The sequence below is a fragment of the Clostridium acetobutylicum ATCC 824 genome, assembly GCF_000008765.1.
GTDB classification, from domain to species: Bacteria; Bacillota; Clostridia; order Clostridiales; family Clostridiaceae; genus Clostridium_S; species Clostridium_S acetobutylicum.
In genome coordinates this window covers 755,416-776,870 of sequence record NC_003030.1, presented here as the reverse complement: position 1 = coordinate 776,870, position 21,455 = coordinate 755,416, and the positions used below count along the sequence as shown (strand labels likewise).

Below are 21,455 nucleotides of genomic sequence, written 5' to 3'. Positions count from 1 at the left end.
TCACCTCGATACTTCCGTAGTAACCAACTTTACTTCTGAATTATCATTAATTGACTTAGATGAACTACTTACAATTCCGTAATTACTTTTATCCAACTGACCATTATTTACTGATTTAATCGAACAATTTAACGAGTCAGAATCTATAACTTTCACTTGAATTCTTTCAACATATTCTTCATTCTCTAGTGCACCGTCTTTGGCTTTAACAGCATAAATATAATCTACTCCATTATCATCATACAAACAGCTTTTGGGAATAACATTGTTATATTTTTTAATATTTCCTTGGGTACTTACAGTAACTTTATCATTTTCTTTAAAGTCACTCTTACCACTTATGGTAGCTAAAAACTCGTATTCATCTTTAGTTGAATCGTATTTTTTTTCAGAAATTGCTGCTGTTTCAGCATTTGAATTTTCTCCATCTTGTGCTGTAACATTAACAGTATCTCCAATTGACAATCCTTCAGCATCTTTTGTCGAAGCTGTCCATTTTACTGAAAAAGTTGCATCACTACTTATTATTTCAAACAAAGCATTGCTTGCTGCTTGTATATTATCTCCTGCTTGAGAACTTGATGAACTATCGCTCTGAGCATCTTGGGGACTTTGCCCATTTTGAGAATTTATGCTCACTACCTTACCATCTACGTCAGAAAGTATACTGCCATCATTCGTTAATCCTTTTCTTATCGCTTTATACTTTATATTTTCAGTATCCAATTTATATTGATTTTCTTTAATCTTATCTTGATCTGGAGCTGGTGCCTTTTTTAAGCTATTTATTTCATCCTGAAGCTGCATTATTACTTCTTGCTCTTCTTTTTCTTTAAGTGATATTTCATCATTATCTACCTTTGCTAACACATCTCCTTTCTTAACATCCTGATTTAGCTTTACACAAATCTGTTTAATTTGCCAGTTTGACATTGGATATATTTTATGAGTATTTTCATATTGTATTGTTCCTGTAGTTTCAAAACTTTCACCTATAGTTCCAGGCTTAGCATAACAAACGGTAACTTCAGGAAGAAGCATATTTTTTATAGTCTTTGAAAAATATGTGCAAATTATAACAATCCCAACAAATACTATAATACTTATAGTAACAACTTTATTTTTTTTATTTTTCATACATCTCACCCCTACTTCATATCTAAATGCTGTATCCCTTCAAGAAGCTCATCTTCTCCCTTTAAAAACATAAGGATTGAAGGTATCATAAATATTACGCTGCATGCAAAGGCTATTCCCAACTCACCACTATTAATCTGTGATAAAAATGTTGAAAGAGGCTGTTTTTTATCTCCTAGTAAAATAAGTGGCTGCTCTATCATATTCCAATTATCTATAAAACTTAGTATTATAAGTGATACTAATGCTCCTTTGCATTGCGGAATTATAATTTTAAATAATATTTGTATATCATTGGCTCCATCAATTTTCGCCGCCTCACATTGCTCATCTGGAATTGATTTCATAAATTGTGTCATAAGAAATACTCCAAAAGTTGAAAATATTCCAGGTAATATTACCGAAGCATAAGATCCCACCAAGTTCAACTTTTTCATAATTATGTATATAGGCACTAAGGTGACTTGGTATGGCATTATCATAAGTATTATAAACATAAAAAATATTTGAGTTTTATACTTAAATTTTATCTTAGCAAAAGCATAGGCTCCAAAAATTGATACTATTATTTGTCCAATAACTGTGGGTAATGTTAATATTACCGAATTCCAAAACTTCAATAAAAAATCTGGCTGCCTAAGTAAACTATTATAATATTGAATCAATGTAAATTCATCAGGTATAATATGAAACTTAAAGCTTTGAAGTGCATTTTTAACCTCTTCTTCACCCATAAAAGAACTTGAAATCATATATATAACAGGAAATATTGCTGCTATGGCAAAAATAACCAATATTGTATACTCAAAAAAAATTAATGTCTTATTTTTTCTCTTCATAGTCTACACCTCAAATTTCTTTTGAATTCTAAACAGGTAATAAATCACAATCGCGACAAATACAAAAACTATAACTGATGCTGTTGAAAGCCTTTGATAGTTTAAATTAGCAAAATTATTATTCATAAAGTGCTGAAGCATATATATGCTAGAATCTGGATATTGGCCTGAAAGTAAATACGCTTCTCTATAGATTCTAAGAGAATTTATTATTGATATTATGAAAGCAAAAAATATTGTAGGCATTAAAAGAGGTAAGGTTATTTTAAAAAAGCTTTGGATTTTACTGCATCCATCTATTTCTGCAGCTTCATAATACTCTTTTGGGATATTGTTTAAACCTGCAAGAAATATTATCATGTCATAACCACAATTTTTCCAAACATATAGAAGTACCAGTACAAAGAATGACCATCCCGTTTTAAGATAATCCGGTCCCATAATCCCCACTTTTAAAAGAATCTTATTAATTACTCCTGATTCAGCAAAAAAAACTTGCCAAACTAGTATAATTGATGCCACTGGAATAACCAATGGTACAGTTAAAGCAGTCCTAAAAAATGATGCTTTTTTTATTTTATTATTAACTATAATAGTAACTCCAAGCGATATAATTAAAACCAATGGTACGGCTATTATATTGAATAAAATTGTATTTTTAACTGCCAATTTAAATGAATCATTTTGAAATAATTCTATAAAGTTTTGGAATCCAACGAAATCCAAACCTCCTACCCCTTGTGTAAAGCAATATACTACACTTATAAGAAATGGTATTACAAAAAACATTAAAAATCCTATTATGGAAGGCCCCGCAAAAATATACCCCTTTATATTTTCTTTTTTCTTTACATTTAAATTTTGTATTTCCATCCACTCCCCTCCAAGCAAATTCAATGTTATATTATCAAACTTACTATTAAGATAACGTTAAGATGTAAAAATAGAGTAATGTATTACCTACTTTTGATAGCTAACATATTACTCCTTTCTTATCTATTCATTTATATATAATTTAACTTTATTTTCTAAGGTTTTTAATGCACTATCATAGGATGATTTATTCTCAAAATATGGCGTCATGCATTCTTTTATAAGCTTATCTACATTTGTATCTAAAATTCTTACTTCATCTATATTATTTGTTACCCTATCATAATATTTGTTAAAATCATCTGACAGTTTATTTAATATTACCTTGTTCTCTTTATCATTTTTACCAACTTCTTCGTTTAAATATTTATTTTTAATATCTATTTGTGATTTTTTATTTATAGGGGGTGTATAACCTCTATTATCACATTGTATTTTTTCTGATAAAGCTATTTTTATAAAGTCATAAGCAGCCTTTTTATTTAGTGTTGTTTTACTCATTCCTATTAAATCTTCTGCAATTGCAATTGTTTTATTACCTCCGTTATAAGTCGGAAAGCTATTTATAACCTGAGTTTGTCCTGTTAATCCTTTTATTGTTGACTCAGATTCAAAAAACTCTACACCACATGTATAACTCTGATCTGTTGAAAAAAGAGTAGATCGATTTTTTATTCCTTGTAATCCTTCCTCACCACTTTCACTAGTTGCTGGCTTAGGTGTTGAATTATATATCTTTTTATAATTTTCCATTATATCTTTGAATTCTTTTGTATCAAAATACATTTTTTTATTCTCATAATCTACGCATTCAAAACCACTACTTGCAATAAAATCACCTATATTTAATGATTTTGCAAAAAGTGTTTTGCCATTGCTACTTTTAGCATTTGAAATATATCCACTCAATGACTGCATAAAATCATTTTGAGATATATTTTCAGTAATTTTAATATTATTTTTATCAAGTAACTCTTTTGTTGTTATATAAGATGGAATACAGTAATCAGTAGGTATAAATGTCAATTTTCCTTTATACATCCCAGCATTTAAAAGTTTTGAATTATAATCTTCTTTATTAAAATCTTTATCCTTTTCTATATATGGCTTTAAATCTTCAAGCATACCAGACTTTTGAAAAGCTCTTGCATTAGTCTCCTCAGGATTAAAATATATTATATCTGGTCCTCCTCCTGCTAAGGTGTCACTTAAAATTTTCTCGTTATATTTTTCATATCCACCACCATCGAGATTAAATTTTACTATATTCAATTTTATATTAGGATACTTTTGCTTAAATCCATTTACAATAGCCTCTATATCATAATTAAGCTTTCCATTATAAGCTAAAGCATAAATAGTTAATGTATTTGGATCACTTGACCTTAAAAGTTTCTTACTAAATACTGGATACATGCCTATTGCAACAATAATAACTATGACAACACCAATAATTGCTAATCGCTTTTTTGACATTTTCATTTAACATTTCCTTCTTTCATATACAACGAAACCTAATCTAATTTATTTATAATAGTGTCAAATTTAATATTAATATAACTTAACGTTACGATATAAATATAAATTTTTCTATCATGTTACTTATAATTACAATTTTACATTTATAATCATGTCTACATATATTACACTAAAATAGAGTAATGCTTTTTACTGCAACATTACTCTAAACATTCGGTTGTTTTAATCTTAATTTACTTTATTAATTCCCCCACTGAGTTATTTGTATTTTTTTCGCTATAAATATATCTCCTTCCTGTTCTCCCCATGCTATAAAGCAGCGATAATTCTTCAGATCACTTTTAGACAATTTGCTTTCCTTAACATTTTTACTACCTTTATAGCAAGTATGCAATATAATCATTGTGCTATCTGTAATTTTTATTTTTTTATTTCTAGTTATTCTAACATCATGAGTTTTAGGATTTTCTTGCTGCAAATCAACTGTTACCTCATCTCCATTAATTGATTTAATATTACACATACCTCTTAAATCGCCAAGCTTATCACTGCCATATTCATCATTTCTACTATTATCTTTATTTGAACTTACATTTTTACTTCCAACACTTTCAGCTTTTTGACCATCTTTACTTGAATTACTTGAACATCCACTTACAACAGTACATATAGCTATTATTAGTCCTGTTATAATTAAATTTTTCTTCAACCTTTTTGACATAGTAAAAAACGTCCCTTTATCTAATTAATATTATTCATTTATATATAATTTAACTTTATTTTCTAAGGTTTTTAAGGCACTATCATAGGATGATTTACCATCAAAATATGGCGTCATGCATTCTTTTATAAGCTTATCTACATCTGTATCCAAAATTCTTACTTCATCTACATTACTTGTTACTCTATCATAATATTTGTTAAGATCATCTGATGGTTTATTTAATATTACTTTATATTCCTTGGAATTCTTACCGATTTCTTCTCTTAGATATCTATTTTTAATATCTATTTGCGATTTCTTATTTATAGGTGGCATATAAGTTTTATCATCACATTGTACTTTCTCTGATAAAGCCAGTTTTATAAAGTTATAAGCAGCCCTTTTATTTAGTGTTTTTTTACTCATTCCTATTAAATCTTCTGCAATTGCAATTGTTTTATTACCTCCTTCATAAGTCGGAAAGCTATTTATAACCTGAGTTTGTCCTGTTAATCCTTTTATTGTCGACTCAGATTCAAAAAACTCTACACCACATGTATAACCATTATCTGTTGAAAAAAGAGTAGATCCATTTTTTATTCCTTGTAAGCCTTCCTCACCACTTTCATTATTTGTTTTCTTAGGTGTTGAATTATATATCTTTTTATAATTTTCCATTATATCTTTGAATTCTTTTGTATCAAAATACATTTTTTTATTCTCATAATTTACACATTCAAAACCACTACTTGCAATAAAATCACCTACATCTATTGATTTTGCAAAAAGTGTTTTGCCATTGGTACTTTTAGCATTTGAAATATATCCACTCAATGACTTCATAAAATCATTTTGAGACATATTTTCAGTAATTTTAATATTATTCTTCTCAAGTAGCTCTTTTGTTGTTATATAAGCTGGAACACAGTAATCAGTAGGTATAAATGTCAATTTTCCTTTATACATTCCAGCATTTAAAAGTTTTGAATTATAATCTTCTTTGTTAAAATCTTTATCCTTTTCTATATATGGCTTTAAATCTTCAAGCATACCAGATTTTTGAAAAGCTCTTGCATTAGTATCCTCAGGATCAAAATATATTATATCTGGCCCTCCTCCTGATAAAGTGTCACTTAAAATTTTTTCATTATATTTTTGATATTCACTATCGCTACTAAATTTCACTATATTTAATTTTATATTAGGATATTTTTCTTTAAATTCATTTACAATAGGCTCTATATCATAATTAAGCTTTCCATTATAAGCTAAAGCATAAATAGTTAATGTATTTGGATCGCTTGACCTTAGAAGTTTTTTACTAAATACTGGATACATGCCTATTGCAGCAATAATAACTATGACAACACCAATAATTGCTAATCGTTTTTTTGATATTTTCATTTAATATTTCCCCCTTATATACTCTAAGATATAGTTAATAGTTGAACTGATTTCCAACTAATATTAACAAATGTAATATTAATTTAACGTTAAGATTACACTATTTTCTAAGTGTTAATTTTAAATTTTAATATAAGTTCCTAATTTGAAACACCAATAATTAAAAGACATAGTATGTCTTTTAACTCATACTATGTCTTTTAATTTATCTTTACTCACATCAATATTCTTATCTTCATTCACCAGATAAGCGTCAGCCTGCATATTATATAATTCAGCATACAAACCATCACTTTTTATAAGACTATCATGATTTCCTTGTTCAACTATTTCACCATCCTTTAGAACAATAATTTTATCTGCCATTTTTACGGTAGAAAACCTATGGGATATTAAAATACTAGTTCCTTCTCCCATTAACTCTTTAAAATCCTTAAATAATTCATATTCCGACTTTGCATCAATTGATGCCGTAGGCTCATCTAATATCAGTAAACATGCATTACTCATAAAAGCCCTGCTTATAGCAAGCTTTTGCCACTGACCTAGTGATAAATCCACTCCATTACTCCACATTTTCTGAAGTTTTGTATCGAATTTATTACTTAATCCCTGTATAAATGTATATGCATTTGCTTTTTTAGCTGCTGTTTTAATAAGTTCAAAATTATCTAAATTATCAATATTACCAAATCCAATATTCTTTTTCACATCAAATGGATACTTCATAAAATCCTGAAATACAATTCCTATACCTTTGTATAGAGATTCTATATTAAATTCTTTGATATTTATATTATCTATATATATTTCTCCTTCTGTAGGATCATACAGCCTAGTTAACAATTTTATAAGTGTCGTCTTTCCACAACCATTAAGTCCTACTATAGCACAATTTTGATTTGCTTCTATTTTAAAACTAACATTTTTCAAAGCATATTTTTTAGAATTAGGGTATTTAAAGGATACATTTCTAAATTCTATTGAATCCCGTATTTCATTTATAAACTCTTTCTTGCCACTATTGTTATTTAATATTAATGGCTTTAAGTCAAGCACATAAAATAAGTTTTCTATATAGAGATTATTTGAATAAAGTAAAGCAAAATTATCCAAAGTATTTTTTACTGAATCCTCTAAATTTGTCAATGCGGATATATACATATTCATAGAACCAATACTTAACCTTTGAGTTAACGTTATAAAAATCACATAAATCTTATATCCATATGAGATAATTGTATTAAAAATATCTACTATACTCATAATTAAAAGCTGTTTCTTTTCGATTTTTTTATCCTGATTTAGATTATCCTTATATATAGAAAGTATAATTTTTTCCAACCAATCTCCAATACGATTCAATTTTATTTCTTTTACTGGTATATAATCCATCATAACCATCTGTAAATAATGCGCCAATCTTGTCTTCTCTATTCTTTTACTGTAAATATTATATTTTTGCTTATAAATCTTTATATTTATAATAAACATCGGTATGGATGTCATAATGCAAAGCAAAAGTATAATAGGACTTAATTGAAATACAATTACAATAGCTCCAACTAGCGTAGTAAAATTCTTTACAATTTGTGTTAATCCATTTACAATTTGAATAGTAGTTCCTACTGCTTGGCTATTGGCTTTTTCTATTTTATTATAAAATTCATCATTTTCAAAATATGATAAATCCAACTCATTTGCCTTTTTTATAAGAAGTTCTGAAATACTGTTATTTAAACATTTAGATTGAATAGTTGAAAAATATGTATTTACTCTACCTATAACGTAGGAAAATGCAATAACCCCAAATTCTACTACTAACCAAAAAAGAACTTTATTTAAGGAATCAATTGGACTTTTATTTTTTAATGCATTTACAACACTATCAATTAAATATTTTGAAATTACCATATTAATTGGAACAATTATACCATTTAATACAGTAATAATCAGTGTTGCAATAAAGCTTAAACTTGAGCTTTTCCAAAGTAATTTAACTGTTTTAATTATATTTTTTGAAGAACTTAAAAAACTACCTAATTTCTTATTAATATTGCTATATTTCATAATAAATATCTATCCTCTCAAAATTTCAAATAATCACCTTCCAAGCATATAGTGGATGCTTCATCTTTCTACTGAATAGTTAAATAACAGTTTCTCATATAAATAAATTTCATATAAGGAACTGTTATTTTTATGTTTATTAAGTACTACAATTTATAATAGTTCATTACAAATTGCAACAATAAGAAGTATTACTCCTGTAAACTAGTTATTTTTGCGAATTCCAAATGTGTCTGCGTAATCCGAGTTAGTGGCATGCTCCACATCATCACATTCACAAGCATCATAACCTCCATGATACCCACGCATCTTTGCAGTATATGAACCCGAAGAACATATGCAATGACAACTATAAGCCTCTGTTTCTAGTTCAGTTAAATCTCTTCCTACTGGATTTACTAATTTCATAAAAATCCCTCCAATTATTATATTTTAATAAACTTTGCTTCTTAATTTAGTAACTATATAAGAAATTAGAAAGCAAAAATTATTAGCTTAAAAACCTACTAAATTTATTCATATACTCCAAATTAAATTTTTCTTGTCCATTAACTACTAATATTAAATTTTTATTATTAAGTTCTTGAGATATTATTTTATTAAATTCTTTAAATTTTATATTATCAACAATCAAATTGCAAGCTTCATATTCATTAGACAATGTCATTAATTCTTCATCGTATAAAAAGTTATTTATGCATTCTTTTATAATTTCTTCACTTTGATAATACTTGTACTCTTTATGATAACTCTTTAAATCCTTGTAAAAAATCCTTTTATATTTTACAAAATCATTTTCATTAATTCCTTTTGCTTGAATTTTATTAATACTATCAATAATAAATTCAAGCCTCTCTACAAATTCACTTTGTGATTTAAACTCCAACACATTAAGCTTCAGATTATGAAGAAAAACCTTAGAGTAAAATTCTACTATTCCAAAACTTTTATCGGTAAATAAATCTAAAATATAATTTTTAATTATGCTGAATAAAAAATATTCAATTGTATCTGATTTTAAACTATATTTATAATCTTTTTTTAAATAATAAAATTGTGCCTTAACCTCATTTTTATTCACATTATTATTTACAACTACCTTTTCTCCATATGGACAATAATTTGTGCTGTATTTTTCAATTTTTTCATTATCATTTTTAAATTCAGAAAAATACTTGCTGATTTTATTTTCTATATCAGAATTCGCTATATCTCCACAAATACAAATAGCACTATTTTGTGGCTTGTACCATTTATCATGAAAGCTTTTTACCGATTGAAATTCCATTTTTTCTATACACTTTATTTTGCCTAATGGAAATTTATCCTTAATATTTTTATCACCAATTATTACCGGTAGTATATTATTTTGCAAACCAAAATTTGCACATTTCATTCTATAATCAATTTCTACTATTAAATCCTTTTTAACTTTCTCCATTAACCTTCTATCTATAAAACAATCAGATAAAATGTTTTTAAACACACTAAAACCTTCATCTATATTATCAATAGTACAATCAAAATAATACACGGTTTGTTCAAAGTTTGTATACCCTTGTAATATATTGTTGTCTTCATAATATTTACCTACATTTTTCAAATAAGCCACATTACTATCTATGCACAGATGCTCAGTAAAATGTGCTGTGCCATTGGGTAAACCTTGTTCCATTAAAGAGCCTGCTTTTACTATTAAAGCCAACTTTACTTTTCCCTTAGACTTTTTGTTATTGCAAATATAATACGCAAATTTATTTTTTAAAGTATTCTTTTTTATATTATTTTTACCTTCATCTTCTTTATTCATAAGAACATCCTTTACCAGTAGAAAATTTAATATTACTTAAGAAACCTCTATTTTATTTAAATACTTAAGTTTTTCTGGATTTATTTCAGCACATTTATGATAAAAAACCAAACTTCTTAATGCCCTTTCACGCGACCTAATACAATATCTTTTCTTCTCTTTCATATCAAGCTTTCCATCTGTATAACAATGTGAATAACATACATTACATAAACGAGCTGCCCAACACCTAGAACAATCTTTAATTGATTTATTTATAAATTCATCTATTACTTCATTTTTTATTTTATTTTCATCTATACCATTAAATACATTTCCTATAATAGGGGAACCATTTATTCTTTCACAAATTTGAAAATTACCATCTACAGTTACATATAATTTTCTACTTCCTGGAATACAACAACCATTTACTGGATACCCAGATTCTGATTTAGCACTTATTCTTCTACCATGTATTCTTAGAATAGGATGTACAACAAACTCCTCATTAAACATATCTATTTTTCCATCACTTTTAAGCTCACTTTTATACTTACTTTCAGACCACTGAATTAGCTCCATTCCATAATTTTTTTCACACCCCTTTGGTGGAGTATCATCTACGCTTCCTGTTGAAGGATAAGTCATTGATATACGTAAACCCTTTGGAAGCCAATCTAAGCTATTTATAAAAGTTTCTATTTTGTTTACTTTTTCTATAGAATATGGTGGAGTAAATACCATATTCATCATAACTGCTTTATTAGCCTTATCCCCAAATGCTTCTATTAAATATTTCAATCCTCTAATAGCCCTTTTAAATGTTCCATTACCATTTATATCTTTTCTATAACTGTCGTGAATTTCTTCTGGTCCGTCTATACTACATAATATAGTTAAATTTTCAATAGAAGCTAAATAAGTAGCTATTTCAGGTGTCATTAATGTTAGATTACTTGTCAGAGAAAAGGTTAATTTCTTATCCTTTATTACTTTTCTTGAATATTCAATAGAATGTTTTAATAATTTAAAATTCACCAAAGGCTCTCCGCCATAAAAAGTTACTCCAACTCCTTTTTCCTTTCCACTATGTAAATTAGCATAATCAATAGCCTTTTCAGCTATTTCAATAGGCATATCTTTATTTCCAAAATTCCTCTTATGTTCGTATGATTCATTATATATGCAATATCTACATCGTAAATTACATTTTTCAGTAAGCTCAAGAGTAATCTGATCTAATTCATAATTAAGTTTTTTATCTAATTCTTCGAAATGACCTTTTGATACAAACTTCCACTCTTTACCACCCCTTAGTATGTCCTCCTTTTCTATTGCCTGCCTTACATTTTCTAAGGCTTCATAAAATCCGGATTTATCCGCATCATCATTAATTCTTGATATCTCGTCAAACTTATTATCAATTATTTTTCCTAATATACTATACTCATACTCCCCGCAGGTTAATACTTTATTGGTTCCCGTATCATAAACATAATATGAAGAATCTGTTTTAAAAAGTTTTGCTAAAATATTAGGTTGACTAGTATTTTTTTTAAAGTAATCTATATACTTATCTATCTCTATAACACACTGCTCAGAAATTGACATATCTATAGCCTCCAAATTAATTATATTTTACATACTTGTAATTTATTTTCAAATCAACAACTTTCACTAAAATAATACTTATATTTAATCAAAATGTAAAACAGTAAAATTATTCAAAAAACCCATGGATATCCTATAGTATTACTTATGTATTATTTTTATGCTACTTTCTTTATCTTTCCTATTTTACAAAAATAATAAATAATGGTATTATTTCCTAATAAGCAAAAATAAAGGAGTATGCATAATATATTACTTACACTGTTATGCAAAACACAGGAATAAAAATTTTTTAAAAAATTCATTTATATTCCACTTTTATTTGTGTTTACTTAATTACATCTACCTACGTTAACGCTTGTTACAAAAAACTTAATGCTAAATTATTAAATTATAATTTAAATACAAATTTCAACTGAAAGACAATCAGCTGCAAATTATGCTGAAAAATGGTGTACTTCAAGAAATCCTGTTACAACAGAAAAACTTACATTTGATATGTCAACTTGTACAGGAAGAAATGACTTAAATGCACTTTTATGCTATAGTACGATGAAATCCTTGAAATCGAATGATTAAAGGGGTTGTTTCAAAACTAATTTAGTTTTGAAATGGCTCCTTTTCTATATATAAAAAATGTGAGTTCCGAAGAACTCACATTAATTGTATAATTAAGCTATGCTAGTAACGAAATTACACACAAAAAATTATAATCAATTTAATGATAATTTGCAACTTATATTACCATTAAATTTAGAAAACTTAATACCGGAAGATGATTCTGTTCGCTTGCTAAGCTATTTATTGGAGGGATTAAATTATAAAAAATTGTACAAAGCGTATTCTTCCTTAGGAAGAAAATCAGCAGTTGAACCAAAAATCATGTTCAAAATAATATCCTATGCGTATTCGCAAAATATTTATTCAAGTAGAAAAATAGAAAAAGCATGCAAAAGGGATATAAATTTCAAGTGGCTACTTCAAAGCTTTAAAGTACCTGATCATGCTACTATAAGTAGATTCAGAAAAAAATACCTTTCAAATGAAGTAATTGAAGATCTATTTTATCAACAAGTTAACTATTTAGCTAAGGAAAAAGAATTATTATTTGAAAATGTATTTATCGATGGTACTAAAATTGAGGCAAATGCTAATCGATACACTTTTGTTTGGAAGAAAGTTATTTATAAAAATGAGGGCAAGATGTTTGATAAAATTATTGCTCTTGTTGAAGATATTAATCTTGAAAACTTAAAAGGATTTACTATTGGAAAAGAAACTTTGATAGATGATATAAATAAAATTCTTCAATGGCTTTTATTTGAAAAAGAAAAAAGAAATATAGAATTTGTTCATGGAATCGGTAAAAGAAAAACTAAAATTCAGAAATGGATAGAACAACTATCTCAATATAAAGAAAGACAAGAAAAATATAATTTAAGTAAGAAAATATTTTCAAAAAGAAATAGCTATTCTAAAACTGACAATGATGCAACTTTCATGCATATGAAAGATGATCATATGAGAAATGGTCAATTAAAACCTGCCTATAATGTACAAATAGCAGTTGATAGTGAATATGTAACTGGTGTTGGAGTATTTGATGATAGAAATGATATAGCAACATTAATACCAATGATTACTAACATGCAAAAAAAATTGGTCATACATACACCAATGTGATTGCGGATTCTGGTTATGAAAGTGAAGAAAACTATTTGTTTTTAGAGTCTAATAATCAAATCCCATATATAAAACCTCAAACTTATGAGAAGTGGAAAAAAAGAAGTTTTAAAAATGATATCAGTAGACGTGAAAATATGGAATATGATGCTAAAACAGATACATATACTTGCCATAATAATAGAAAATTATCACCATCATGTATTATTCATAAAAAATCTGCAAGTGGCTATACATCTGAGGTTACTGTTTATGAATGTGAAATTTGTGATAACTGCACTTTGAAACCAAAGTGCACAAAAGCAAAGAAGAATCGAAAAATGCAGGTTTCAAAGGCTTTTATTAAAAAGCGTGAAATTTCCTACAACAATATCAAAACTGAATTGGGAACTAAATTAAGAATGAACAGATCTATTCAAGTTGAAGGTGCATTTGGAGTTTTAAAAAGCGACTATGAATTCAAAAGATTTTTAACACGTGGAAAAAATAGTGTGAAAACCGAATTTATTTTGCTTTGTTTTGGATATAACATTAACAAATTACACTCGAAAATTCAAAATAAAAGAACTCAAAAGTATCTTCATGAATTAAAGTCTATTTCCTAATTATGGAATAATATGATTAGGTTTATTTTAGTGCGCTAAAATATCATGGAAATTCAAATAATTAATTTAGCATTTAAAATATTTGGAGATTTTGTAACTTAAATAAAAAAGAGCATCGCTCATGATTAATTTTAATCATTTTGCGACACTCCCTTTTTAGGTTTATTAAGTACTACAATTTATAATAGTTCATTACAAATTGCAACAATAAAAAGTATTACTCCTGTAAACTAGTTATTTTTGCGAATTCCATATGTGCTTACTTCATATAAGTTAGTCTCATACTCCCAATTATCACATTCACAAGAATCATACACTTCATCAAACCCACGACTCTGCGCTTTATATGAAGCCGAAGAACATACACAATGACAACTATAAGCCTCTGTTTCTAGTTCAGTTAAATCTCTTCCTACTGGATTTACTAATTTCATAAAAATCCCTCCATTTATTATATTTTAATAAACTTTGCTTCTTAATCTAATAACTATATAAAAAATTAGGAAGCAAATGTTATTAACTTAAAAACATACTAAATTTATCCCCATAGTTAAATTTTAAATTATATTAATTATATTTTACTTATTACCAATTTATCCCAAAAAATCCTTACTAAAATAATACTCCTGTTCAGTTAAAATGCAAGCCAATCATAACTACCCGTTAAACGGTTCAATATATTCTTTTAAACTTATCTGTTCATATGCAAAATCTTCTTGTATTTGATTTTTTATATATTCTTCTATGACTTTTCTACTCCTTTCTACAGTATCAACTTAGTATCCTTTACACCAAAATCGCCTATTACCATATCTATATTTTAAATTTGCATGTCTATCAAAAATCATCAGTGAACTTTTCACTTTTAAATATCCCATAAATTACTATACACTTAATTTAAGTGGTATACTTACTAGCATATGTATATGATCTTTGCATGCATTAGCCTCAATAATTTCTACACCTTTTTGCTCACATAATTTTCTCAGTATTATTCCTATATCCGCTTTTATTTTTCCATATTATTTGTCTTCTATACTTTGTTGCAAAAACTATATGATATTTACAATTCTACTTGCTATGTGCTAAACTACTATTGTCCACTTTGGACACACCTCCAATATACTTTAGTTGTTGTTGGCAAACCCACTTCTATTTTATATTGGGGTTTTTCTTTTTTCTACTCATATCTATAAGCTTTCCGTAACCACAGGTAAAACCTGTGGTATTCTAAGTACGATAAAATTATTTTTTATATTTTAAATACATAATAGTATTATTTTCCACATAGCAAAAAAGAAGAGAATATTGAAAATTAAAAAACACCTACTTTAACGTTTGTTACGGAATTTTTCAATTAAATCCATAAAACTCCATTAGATACAATCACTTTGTAATAATAACCAAATTTGATGACAATGGAAATTTATATTATTGCGCAAACTATAATACTAGAAATAAAAAGAACCATACATTCGTAATCTATAATGATTAGAATATATGGTTCTATATTTTATTTTTTTAGTAAATTATCTTCGAGAAAATATTAGTGATATTTCACTATACTCTTCTTTTTTACTTTTCACCAATACCCTCCCTTTATGTAAATCCATTATATGTTTAACATATGCAAGTCCAATTCCTGTACTTAGACGCATACTATTTCCATAGTACGGTTCAAAAATTTTGTCAATTTTTGATTCATCTATTCCTATACCATTATCATATACCCTAATAATACTATCTTTTTCATCTTCCAAAACTTCTACTCGTATTTCGTTATATGCTTTATTTTTATCAACAAATTTAATTGCATTATCTATAAGATTGGCAACACACCTTTCTAACCACAGCTCTTTTCCTTTAATTAACTCAACACCATTGTCAGGTAACTTTAACTCTATATTTCTAAAGACCTCTATATACTCATCAACTACTTTAGCACAAACTAATGCTAAATCTACATTCTCATCATTGAATAATTTAGGTGTTGACATTGCCATAATATCATTTGTTGTATTTGTAATTTTATCAATATACGCTTCTATTTCGTTAATTTTATCTCCCAACTGAAGTTTTGCTTTTAGAATAGCTAAAGAGTTTCTAAGTTCATGTGACGCATATGAATTTAATATCTGTAAATCATCATACGAATTTTTTATTTTTTCCATAGCTAAATTATAAGCACATGTTAAATCATATATTTCATCATTTACTTTTGGAACCTCTACAAATTTTATCTCTTCTGCATTACTTTGTTCTTTTATTTTATGAGTAAACTCTATAAGTGGTTTTAATGCAAACCTTACATATGTTTTACTCAAAGCAAAGTTTATTATAGTAATCATTAATATAATTATAAATATAATATAAATAAATCTCCTATAGAGTACATGCATTACCGCAGCTTCAAATTCTCCTGATGTCATTTTAAATCCCTTATTATTTGAAAGTTCACCAAACATTTTATCATAAACACTATCATCAATTTTCTGGATTCTTATTACGCTATCATTCTTATCTGTTACTATAGATAGTTTACCACTCATATTATTTTTAAGTAAATCCTTAATGAAAATCTGGCCTTTAGAATAATACTTTAAATTTTTAGTACCGTAGCACTTACTCAGATTATCCTCTGAATAATCATCTGGAAGTATAGTAGATATTATAACTTTACCATTATTAAATATAGTTTCTAAATAATTTTGAGTATATTTATTTTGATATCTTCCTTTTTCCGTTTTATATACATCAATTACTCCACCTTTTTTCTCATATACAAAGCCAATTATATAATCCTTCTTACTATTATCTACCCGTATGTTAGATTTTTTTATCTTTCCCCCTTCTGCCCCTTCATATATGAAGTTTTTTGTTAAATGTATATTTCTATTATTACTATTTATCTCTTCACTCTTTTTATCTCCTACTTTTGTTATACTATCCAATATTGGTCTTTTATTAATATAAATATTTAAAATCAAGCAAAATGAAATAATAAAGATTATAATTAAAGCTATAGTCAACATACTATAAAGTAGAGCGATCCTACTCTTTATCTTCAGCATAGCCTATACCCCTTACCCTTCAAAGTCTCTATTAACGTTTCCCCACCACTGCATTTAATTTTCCTTCTTAAATTTGCAATATGAACTCTGATTACATTAGAAAATTGATTATCATTATCTCCCCATACATGTTCAATAATTTCCTCTGCCGAAACAATATTTGGGTAATTATAGCAAAGTAATTCTAATATATCGTATTCTCTTGCAGTTAATGTTATTAATTTTTCACCTACTTTTACAGACTTTGCCTTGGTATCAATATTAAGATCTTTTATTTTAATTTCATTTGAAGGTTTATTATAGTTACGCCTAATTAATGCATGAAGTCTTGCTCTTAATTCTTTGAATTCAAAAGGCTTTCCTAAATAATCATCTGCTCCACTATCAAGTCCTAACACTCTATCATCTGTATCAGTTCTAGCTGTAAGCATTAGTACTGGGGTACTTATACCTTTTCCCCTCATTTTTCTGCAAACTGTAATACCATCCATCTTAGGTAAGTTTATATCTAAAATCACTGCATCATAACTATTTATCTCCAAATTGTACAATCCATCTTCTCCATCATGAGAAATATCACATGTACAATTATATTGTTTTAATCCTTTTTTTAATAATATACTTAACTCTTCATCATCCTCTACTATTAGCAAATGCATTTTACACCATCCTTATAAATTATTGATCTTATTGTTAAAATAAGCAAAATTTGTTTATTATGTTGTTTATTATACCAATAATTTACTTAAGCATCAAATGATCATAATATATCATTTACCCCTAGCTATTTAGCATCTACTAAAATATACCCTATAGTAGTTTTAAATACATTAATACTAACAAAAATTGGCTTCAAATATTAATATAAAATCAAGTTTTCTACTTTATATTGCAGCTTATTTGACCTAAAAAAGAAAATTACATATAATTACAATAATAATACATACAAAAGGTTCAACTTTAACAAATAAATTATTCTCCTCTTTTTCATCAGTATGATAATTCTTTTTTCTAATAATATAAAAAATCATAAAGCCTAATACAGTACCTAACCCATTCATTATCAAATCATCTATATCTGTTACACGAGATCTTGAAAATAATTGGCTTAGTTCAATTGTTAAGGAAAATGCCAATCCAAAACTAGCAGTCATCCAAAACTTGTGGTATCTTTTCCATAGAGTCGGCAAAAAAAATCCAAAGGGCATAAATAATACTATATTAAGAGCATCTTCAATACCCATCTCTTTAAAAGGAATTAAATTTATATGTGGATTAAATATTGGCTGACTAAGACTCATCATCATTTTCCACTCCCATAAAGACGGAAATCCCACTACATCTAAGACAACTATTAGATATAATATAAAAACACATTTCATTATGTAATATTTCAATGGTACTTCATTTTTCTCTTGTTTACTCTTTTTATTGACTATATCATTAAAAAGCTTTATCAAAATCACTGATAGTATAAACTTTATTGTTATACTCATACTTCTCTCCCTTTGATTTCTAATATTTTTTACATTATTAATATATATATGTATCTACTTTTCCACATAATTTCTTACTTGTTTTATAATCATATTTATTGTTCCATCGCCATTTCTCTTGATTTCAAATCTAGATGAATCATTATAGGTTTCTTCATTAATATATAAATCTATGTCCTTGTCTATTTTCAATCTTGTTCTTTTCATTTTATTTTCTACCCACTGCTTATCTAGTTCTATTTTTTCTTCTATTCCCTGCTTTTTTATAAATTCAACGAAATTATCTTTTGCTTCTTTATTTTCTCCAAAAATTTCATCTGAAACCTCATTTATATTTATAGAATCATCTTCTTTAAGCCTTTTTTTTATAGATGTTCTTACAAGTTCTGCTGCATCAGCATTGTCCTTCAAATTTTTTTGTGTCCACTTTTCTGCAGATTTAACAAAGGTTTTCGTTAAGTCTCTTTCATTATTTATAATCTTACAACCAAGGTAGTTGTTTATGAAATAATTTGAACCGTACTCATCTTCATCCTTTTTACCGCTATTTTTATCTATTACCATTAAATCAAAATTATTTTCTTCTCTAATTGGCTTAATAAATGCACACTTTTGTATCTTTTGACCACTAGATGGTAGTCCAATAAACTGTGGAATTATATTTATTTCAACCTTATCATCAACCACATCAATATTATGTGTATAATTTTTTACATAGTCCATTTTTAATACTACAAGCATCCTTCCATATTCTGTTGTTATAGCTGCTGTTAAAAGATCACAGGAAGGTATATTTCCATTTGACTTCATTATTACAAATAGCTGTGATGCAAGCTCTTTTGAAACACTTACAATATCGCTTTTACCATCTAGGTACTCCTGCGACAGCTCTTTTGCCAAATTTCTTTCAACATTAAAAACAGCATATTTAAGTTCTTCATCCTTTAGACACTTTTGTATATGCTTAAGTATATATTCATATGTTTCTTCATTAAGTTCAAGCTCAACTTCATTAAAGACAACTCCCTCTGAACTATTATCCAATACATGAATAATTGCTTCATTTATAGTTACCTCATTTATATATTCCAATAATATCACCACTTTAATAATCTTATTTTAAAATAAAATTGTAAGTTCAATATAGACTTTAAAATATATTATAACATAATGCTAAATTCTTTAAAGACATAAAATCAAGACAATATTTCTATTATATATGATATAATACATAATATATAAAAAAACAATTTGTTTGCGAGGTGAACATATTGAAGGAAGCTGAAACAAGAATTATAGATATAGACGTAGAAAATATACGAACTATACTAAAAAGCGTAAATGCAATAAATATAAAAAAAGAAAATCAAGTAAATGACATATATGACTTTGAAAACGGAAAACTTCTAGATAATAAAGGATATGCAAGAATAAGAATAGTAGAGAATATGCTTGATAAAAAAAATCATTACTTCATGACTGTAAAAAAAATGCTTAGTCAGGAAAAGTTTAAGGTAATGGATGAACATGAAATTGAAATAAGTGATCCTTCTGAAGGTGAAGAAATTTTTAAAGCTCTAGGTCTAGTAAAAAAACAATCTATAAAAAAATATAGGGAAAGCTACAAGTATAAAAATTCCTTAATAGAAATCGATATAAATGATAAAGACTTCTGTCCTTTTCCATATATAGAAATAGAAACTGCTTTTGAAAACGAACTGGAAGATATAGTTAAACTTTTAGGATATTCTATGGAGGACACATCCTCCAAAACAATCTACGAAATACTCAATGAAAAGAGTCGTGGTTTATAATGTTTGGATACGTCCTTCCTTTAAGGGGAGAACTAAAAGTAAAGGACTATGAGAAATTCAAGTCTTACTATTGTGGCTTATGCTTATCAATAAAAAAGAATTATGGAAACTTACCAAGGTCTGTACTAAATTATGATATGACTTTTTTGGCAGTTCTTCTTGATGCTTTAGAAGATAAAAAGTGTGAGTTTCGCCTTAATAGATGCATTGCTCATCCTTATAAAAAAAAATATGCTATTATAAACAATAAGGCTCTAGATTATGCTGCTTTTTTCAACATATGTCTTGTTTATTATAAACTTGTAGATGATGTTAACGATGATAAAAAAATATCAAGTAAAATTAAATCACTACTTCTCAGAGGTTATTTTAAAAAATTTCCCAAACCCTTCTATGTGTATAGTGATTACATAAAAAGTAGTCTTACAGAGTTAAATAAACTTGAAAAAAAGAGTAATAATCTAACACTAGACGAGATTTCTCATCCATTTTCAGATTTAACAGCCTTTATAATATCCTCTTATGCTGATAATAAGCCATATAAAGACATACTATATAATATAGGCTACAATCTCGGAAAGTGGATATATATAATGGATGCATATGATGACCTTAAAGAAGATATTAAATTAAAAAAGTTTAATGCCATAAATAACACAATGAATTTAGATGATAAACCTTATGAAGATTTAATAAAAGATATTTCACCAAAAATATCTTTTGTATTATCTATGTGTGGAAGTAACTGCCTTCACAATTTAAATTTGCTTCCATTAAAAACAAATCAAGATATACTTTTTAACATTCTTCAATACGGTTTGCTTGATAAAATGAATAATTTAAATTTATAATACAAAAAACACTTGCTAAATATTAAG

17 protein-coding genes and 2 pseudogenes are annotated in these 21,455 nt (G+C 27.0%); 3 read left to right on the top strand and 16 right to left on the bottom strand.

Translation table 11 applies throughout. The annotated features are described in order from the left end of the window. The 10 genes from CA_RS03615 to CA_RS03570 all read right to left on the bottom strand — a co-directional run bounded on the left by CA_RS03615 (window position 1) and on the right by CA_RS03570 (window position 11,908). Window positions 1-1,137 (bottom strand): efflux RND transporter periplasmic adaptor subunit, encoded by a 1,137-nt coding sequence (locus CA_RS03615; protein ID WP_010963986.1) that lies wholly within the window; start codon window positions 1,135-1,137, stop codon window positions 1-3. Window positions 1,138-1,148: 11 nt separating this feature from the next. Then, entirely contained in the window at window positions 1,149-1,976 is an 828-nt protein-coding gene (locus CA_RS03610) for a carbohydrate ABC transporter permease (protein WP_010963985.1), read from the bottom strand. Window positions 1,977-1,979: 3 nt separating this feature from the next. Then, a complete protein-coding gene (locus CA_RS03605) occupies window positions 1,980-2,849 on the bottom strand; it encodes a carbohydrate ABC transporter permease (protein ID WP_010963984.1) in 870 nt (289 codons plus the stop codon). 123 nt (window positions 2,850-2,972) lie between these two features. Further along, window positions 2,973-4,331 (bottom strand): ABC transporter substrate-binding protein, encoded by a 1,359-nt coding sequence (locus CA_RS03600; RefSeq protein WP_010963983.1) that lies wholly within the window; start codon window positions 4,329-4,331, stop codon window positions 2,973-2,975. A gap of 238 nt (window positions 4,332-4,569) precedes the next feature. Then, a complete protein-coding gene (locus tag CA_RS03595) occupies window positions 4,570-5,049 on the bottom strand; it encodes a hypothetical protein (protein WP_010963982.1) in 480 nt (159 codons plus the stop codon). A 30-nt stretch (window positions 5,050-5,079) separates the two neighbouring features. Further along, the gene (locus CA_RS03590; protein ID WP_010963981.1) at window positions 5,080-6,435 is read right to left on the bottom strand and encodes an ABC transporter substrate-binding protein; all 1,356 of its coding nucleotides are present in this window, start codon (window positions 6,433-6,435) and stop codon (window positions 5,080-5,082) included. A 186-nt stretch (window positions 6,436-6,621) separates the two neighbouring features. Continuing rightward, entirely contained in the window at window positions 6,622-8,505 is a 1,884-nt protein-coding gene (locus tag CA_RS03585) for an ABC transporter ATP-binding protein (protein WP_010963980.1), read from the bottom strand. Window positions 8,506-8,709: 204 nt separating this feature from the next. Beyond that, window positions 8,710-8,913, bottom strand: coding sequence for a CA_C0660 family putative sactipeptide bacteriocin (locus tag CA_RS03580; protein ID WP_010963979.1), 204 nt, complete (start codon window positions 8,911-8,913; stop codon window positions 8,710-8,712). An 82-nt stretch (window positions 8,914-8,995) separates the two neighbouring features. Further along, window positions 8,996-10,315 carry an insulinase family protein gene (locus CA_RS03575; RefSeq protein WP_010963978.1) on the bottom strand — a complete coding sequence of 440 codons (1,320 nt, stop codon included), beginning with the start codon at window positions 10,313-10,315 and terminating at the stop codon, window positions 8,996-8,998. Window positions 10,316-10,351: 36 nt separating this feature from the next. Continuing rightward, window positions 10,352-11,908: a radical SAM protein gene (locus tag CA_RS03570; protein WP_010963977.1), complete on the bottom strand. Its 1,557-nt coding sequence runs from the start codon at window positions 11,906-11,908 to the stop codon at window positions 10,352-10,354. A gap of 678 nt (window positions 11,909-12,586) precedes the next feature. Between CA_RS03570 and CA_RS03565 the strand changes: the two are divergent. Further along, window positions 12,587-14,196, top strand: a pseudogene (locus tag CA_RS03565) (IS1182 family transposase). A gap of 230 nt (window positions 14,197-14,426) precedes the next feature. Here the strand turns inward: CA_RS03565 and CA_RS03560 are convergent. From CA_RS03560 to CA_RS03535, 6 genes and pseudogenes are all read right to left on the bottom strand, one after another. After that, entirely contained in the window at window positions 14,427-14,630 is a 204-nt protein-coding gene (locus tag CA_RS03560; RefSeq protein WP_010963974.1) for a CA_C0660 family putative sactipeptide bacteriocin, read from the bottom strand. Between the two features lie 222 nt (window positions 14,631-14,852). After that, window positions 14,853-15,252: pseudogene (tnpA, locus tag CA_RS03555) on the bottom strand (IS200/IS605 family transposase). A 473-nt stretch (window positions 15,253-15,725) separates the two neighbouring features. After that, window positions 15,726-17,267, bottom strand: coding sequence for a sensor histidine kinase (locus CA_RS03550; protein ID WP_010963973.1), 1,542 nt, complete (start codon window positions 17,265-17,267; stop codon window positions 15,726-15,728). Then, entirely contained in the window at window positions 17,261-17,926 is a 666-nt protein-coding gene (locus CA_RS03545; RefSeq protein ID WP_010963972.1) for a response regulator transcription factor, read from the bottom strand. The genes CA_RS03550 and CA_RS03545 overlap by 7 nt, the downstream gene beginning before the upstream one ends. A 246-nt stretch (window positions 17,927-18,172) precedes the next feature. Further along, complete coding sequence (locus tag CA_RS03540) at window positions 18,173-18,763, bottom strand: VanZ family protein (protein WP_010963971.1); 591 nt, start codon at window positions 18,761-18,763, stop codon at window positions 18,173-18,175. A 54-nt stretch (window positions 18,764-18,817) separates the two neighbouring features. Next, window positions 18,818-19,855 carry a nucleoid-associated protein gene (locus tag CA_RS03535; protein ID WP_010963970.1) on the bottom strand — a complete coding sequence of 346 codons (1,038 nt, stop codon included), beginning with the start codon at window positions 19,853-19,855 and terminating at the stop codon, window positions 18,818-18,820. 179 nt (window positions 19,856-20,034) lie between these two features. Between CA_RS03535 and CA_RS03530 the strand changes: the two genes are divergently transcribed. Then, on the top strand, window positions 20,035-20,577 hold the full coding sequence (locus CA_RS03530; protein WP_010963969.1) for a class IV adenylate cyclase: 543 nt from the start codon (window positions 20,035-20,037) through the stop codon (window positions 20,575-20,577). Beyond that, window positions 20,577-21,428: a DUF5685 family protein gene (locus CA_RS03525; RefSeq protein ID WP_010963968.1), complete on the top strand. Its 852-nt coding sequence runs from the start codon at window positions 20,577-20,579 to the stop codon at window positions 21,426-21,428. Before CA_RS03530 ends, CA_RS03525 begins: the two co-directional genes overlap by 1 nt. The last annotated feature ends 27 nt before the right edge of the window (window positions 21,429-21,455 follow it).

Coding starts and splice junctions, on each gene's coding strand:
- CA_RS03550 (WP_010963973.1), bottom strand. CDS start 17,267: ATGCTGAAGATAAAGAGTAGGATCGCTCTACTTTATAGTATGTTGACT.
- CA_RS03615 (WP_010963986.1), bottom strand. CDS start 1,137: ATGAAAAATAAAAAAAATAAAGTTGTTACTATAAGTATTATAGTATTT.
- CA_RS03575 (WP_010963978.1), bottom strand. CDS start 10,315: ATGAATAAAGAAGATGAAGGTAAAAATAATATAAAAAAGAATACTTTA.
- CA_RS03590 (WP_010963981.1), bottom strand. CDS start 6,435: ATGAAAATATCAAAAAAACGATTAGCAATTATTGGTGTTGTCATAGTT.
- CA_RS03585 (WP_010963980.1), bottom strand. CDS start 8,505: ATGAAATATAGCAATATTAATAAGAAATTAGGTAGTTTTTTAAGTTCT.
- CA_RS03605 (WP_010963984.1), bottom strand. CDS start 2,849: ATGGAAATACAAAATTTAAATGTAAAGAAAAAAGAAAATATAAAGGGG.
- CA_RS03560 (WP_010963974.1), bottom strand. CDS start 14,630: ATGAAATTAGTAAATCCAGTAGGAAGAGATTTAACTGAACTAGAAACA.
- CA_RS03525 (WP_010963968.1), top strand. CDS start 20,577: ATGTTTGGATACGTCCTTCCTTTAAGGGGAGAACTAAAAGTAAAGGAC.
- CA_RS03580 (WP_010963979.1), bottom strand. CDS start 8,913: ATGAAATTAGTAAATCCAGTAGGAAGAGATTTAACTGAACTAGAAACA.
- CA_RS03540 (WP_010963971.1), bottom strand. CDS start 18,763: ATGAGTATAACAATAAAGTTTATACTATCAGTGATTTTGATAAAGCTT.
- CA_RS03570 (WP_010963977.1), bottom strand. CDS start 11,908: ATGTCAATTTCTGAGCAGTGTGTTATAGAGATAGATAAGTATATAGAT.
- CA_RS03545 (WP_010963972.1), bottom strand. CDS start 17,926: ATGCATTTGCTAATAGTAGAGGATGATGAAGAGTTAAGTATATTATTA.
- CA_RS03610 (WP_010963985.1), bottom strand. CDS start 1,976: ATGAAGAGAAAAAATAAGACATTAATTTTTTTTGAGTATACAATATTG.
- CA_RS03600 (WP_010963983.1), bottom strand. CDS start 4,331: ATGAAAATGTCAAAAAAGCGATTAGCAATTATTGGTGTTGTCATAGTT.
- CA_RS03595 (WP_010963982.1), bottom strand. CDS start 5,049: ATGTCAAAAAGGTTGAAGAAAAATTTAATTATAACAGGACTAATAATA.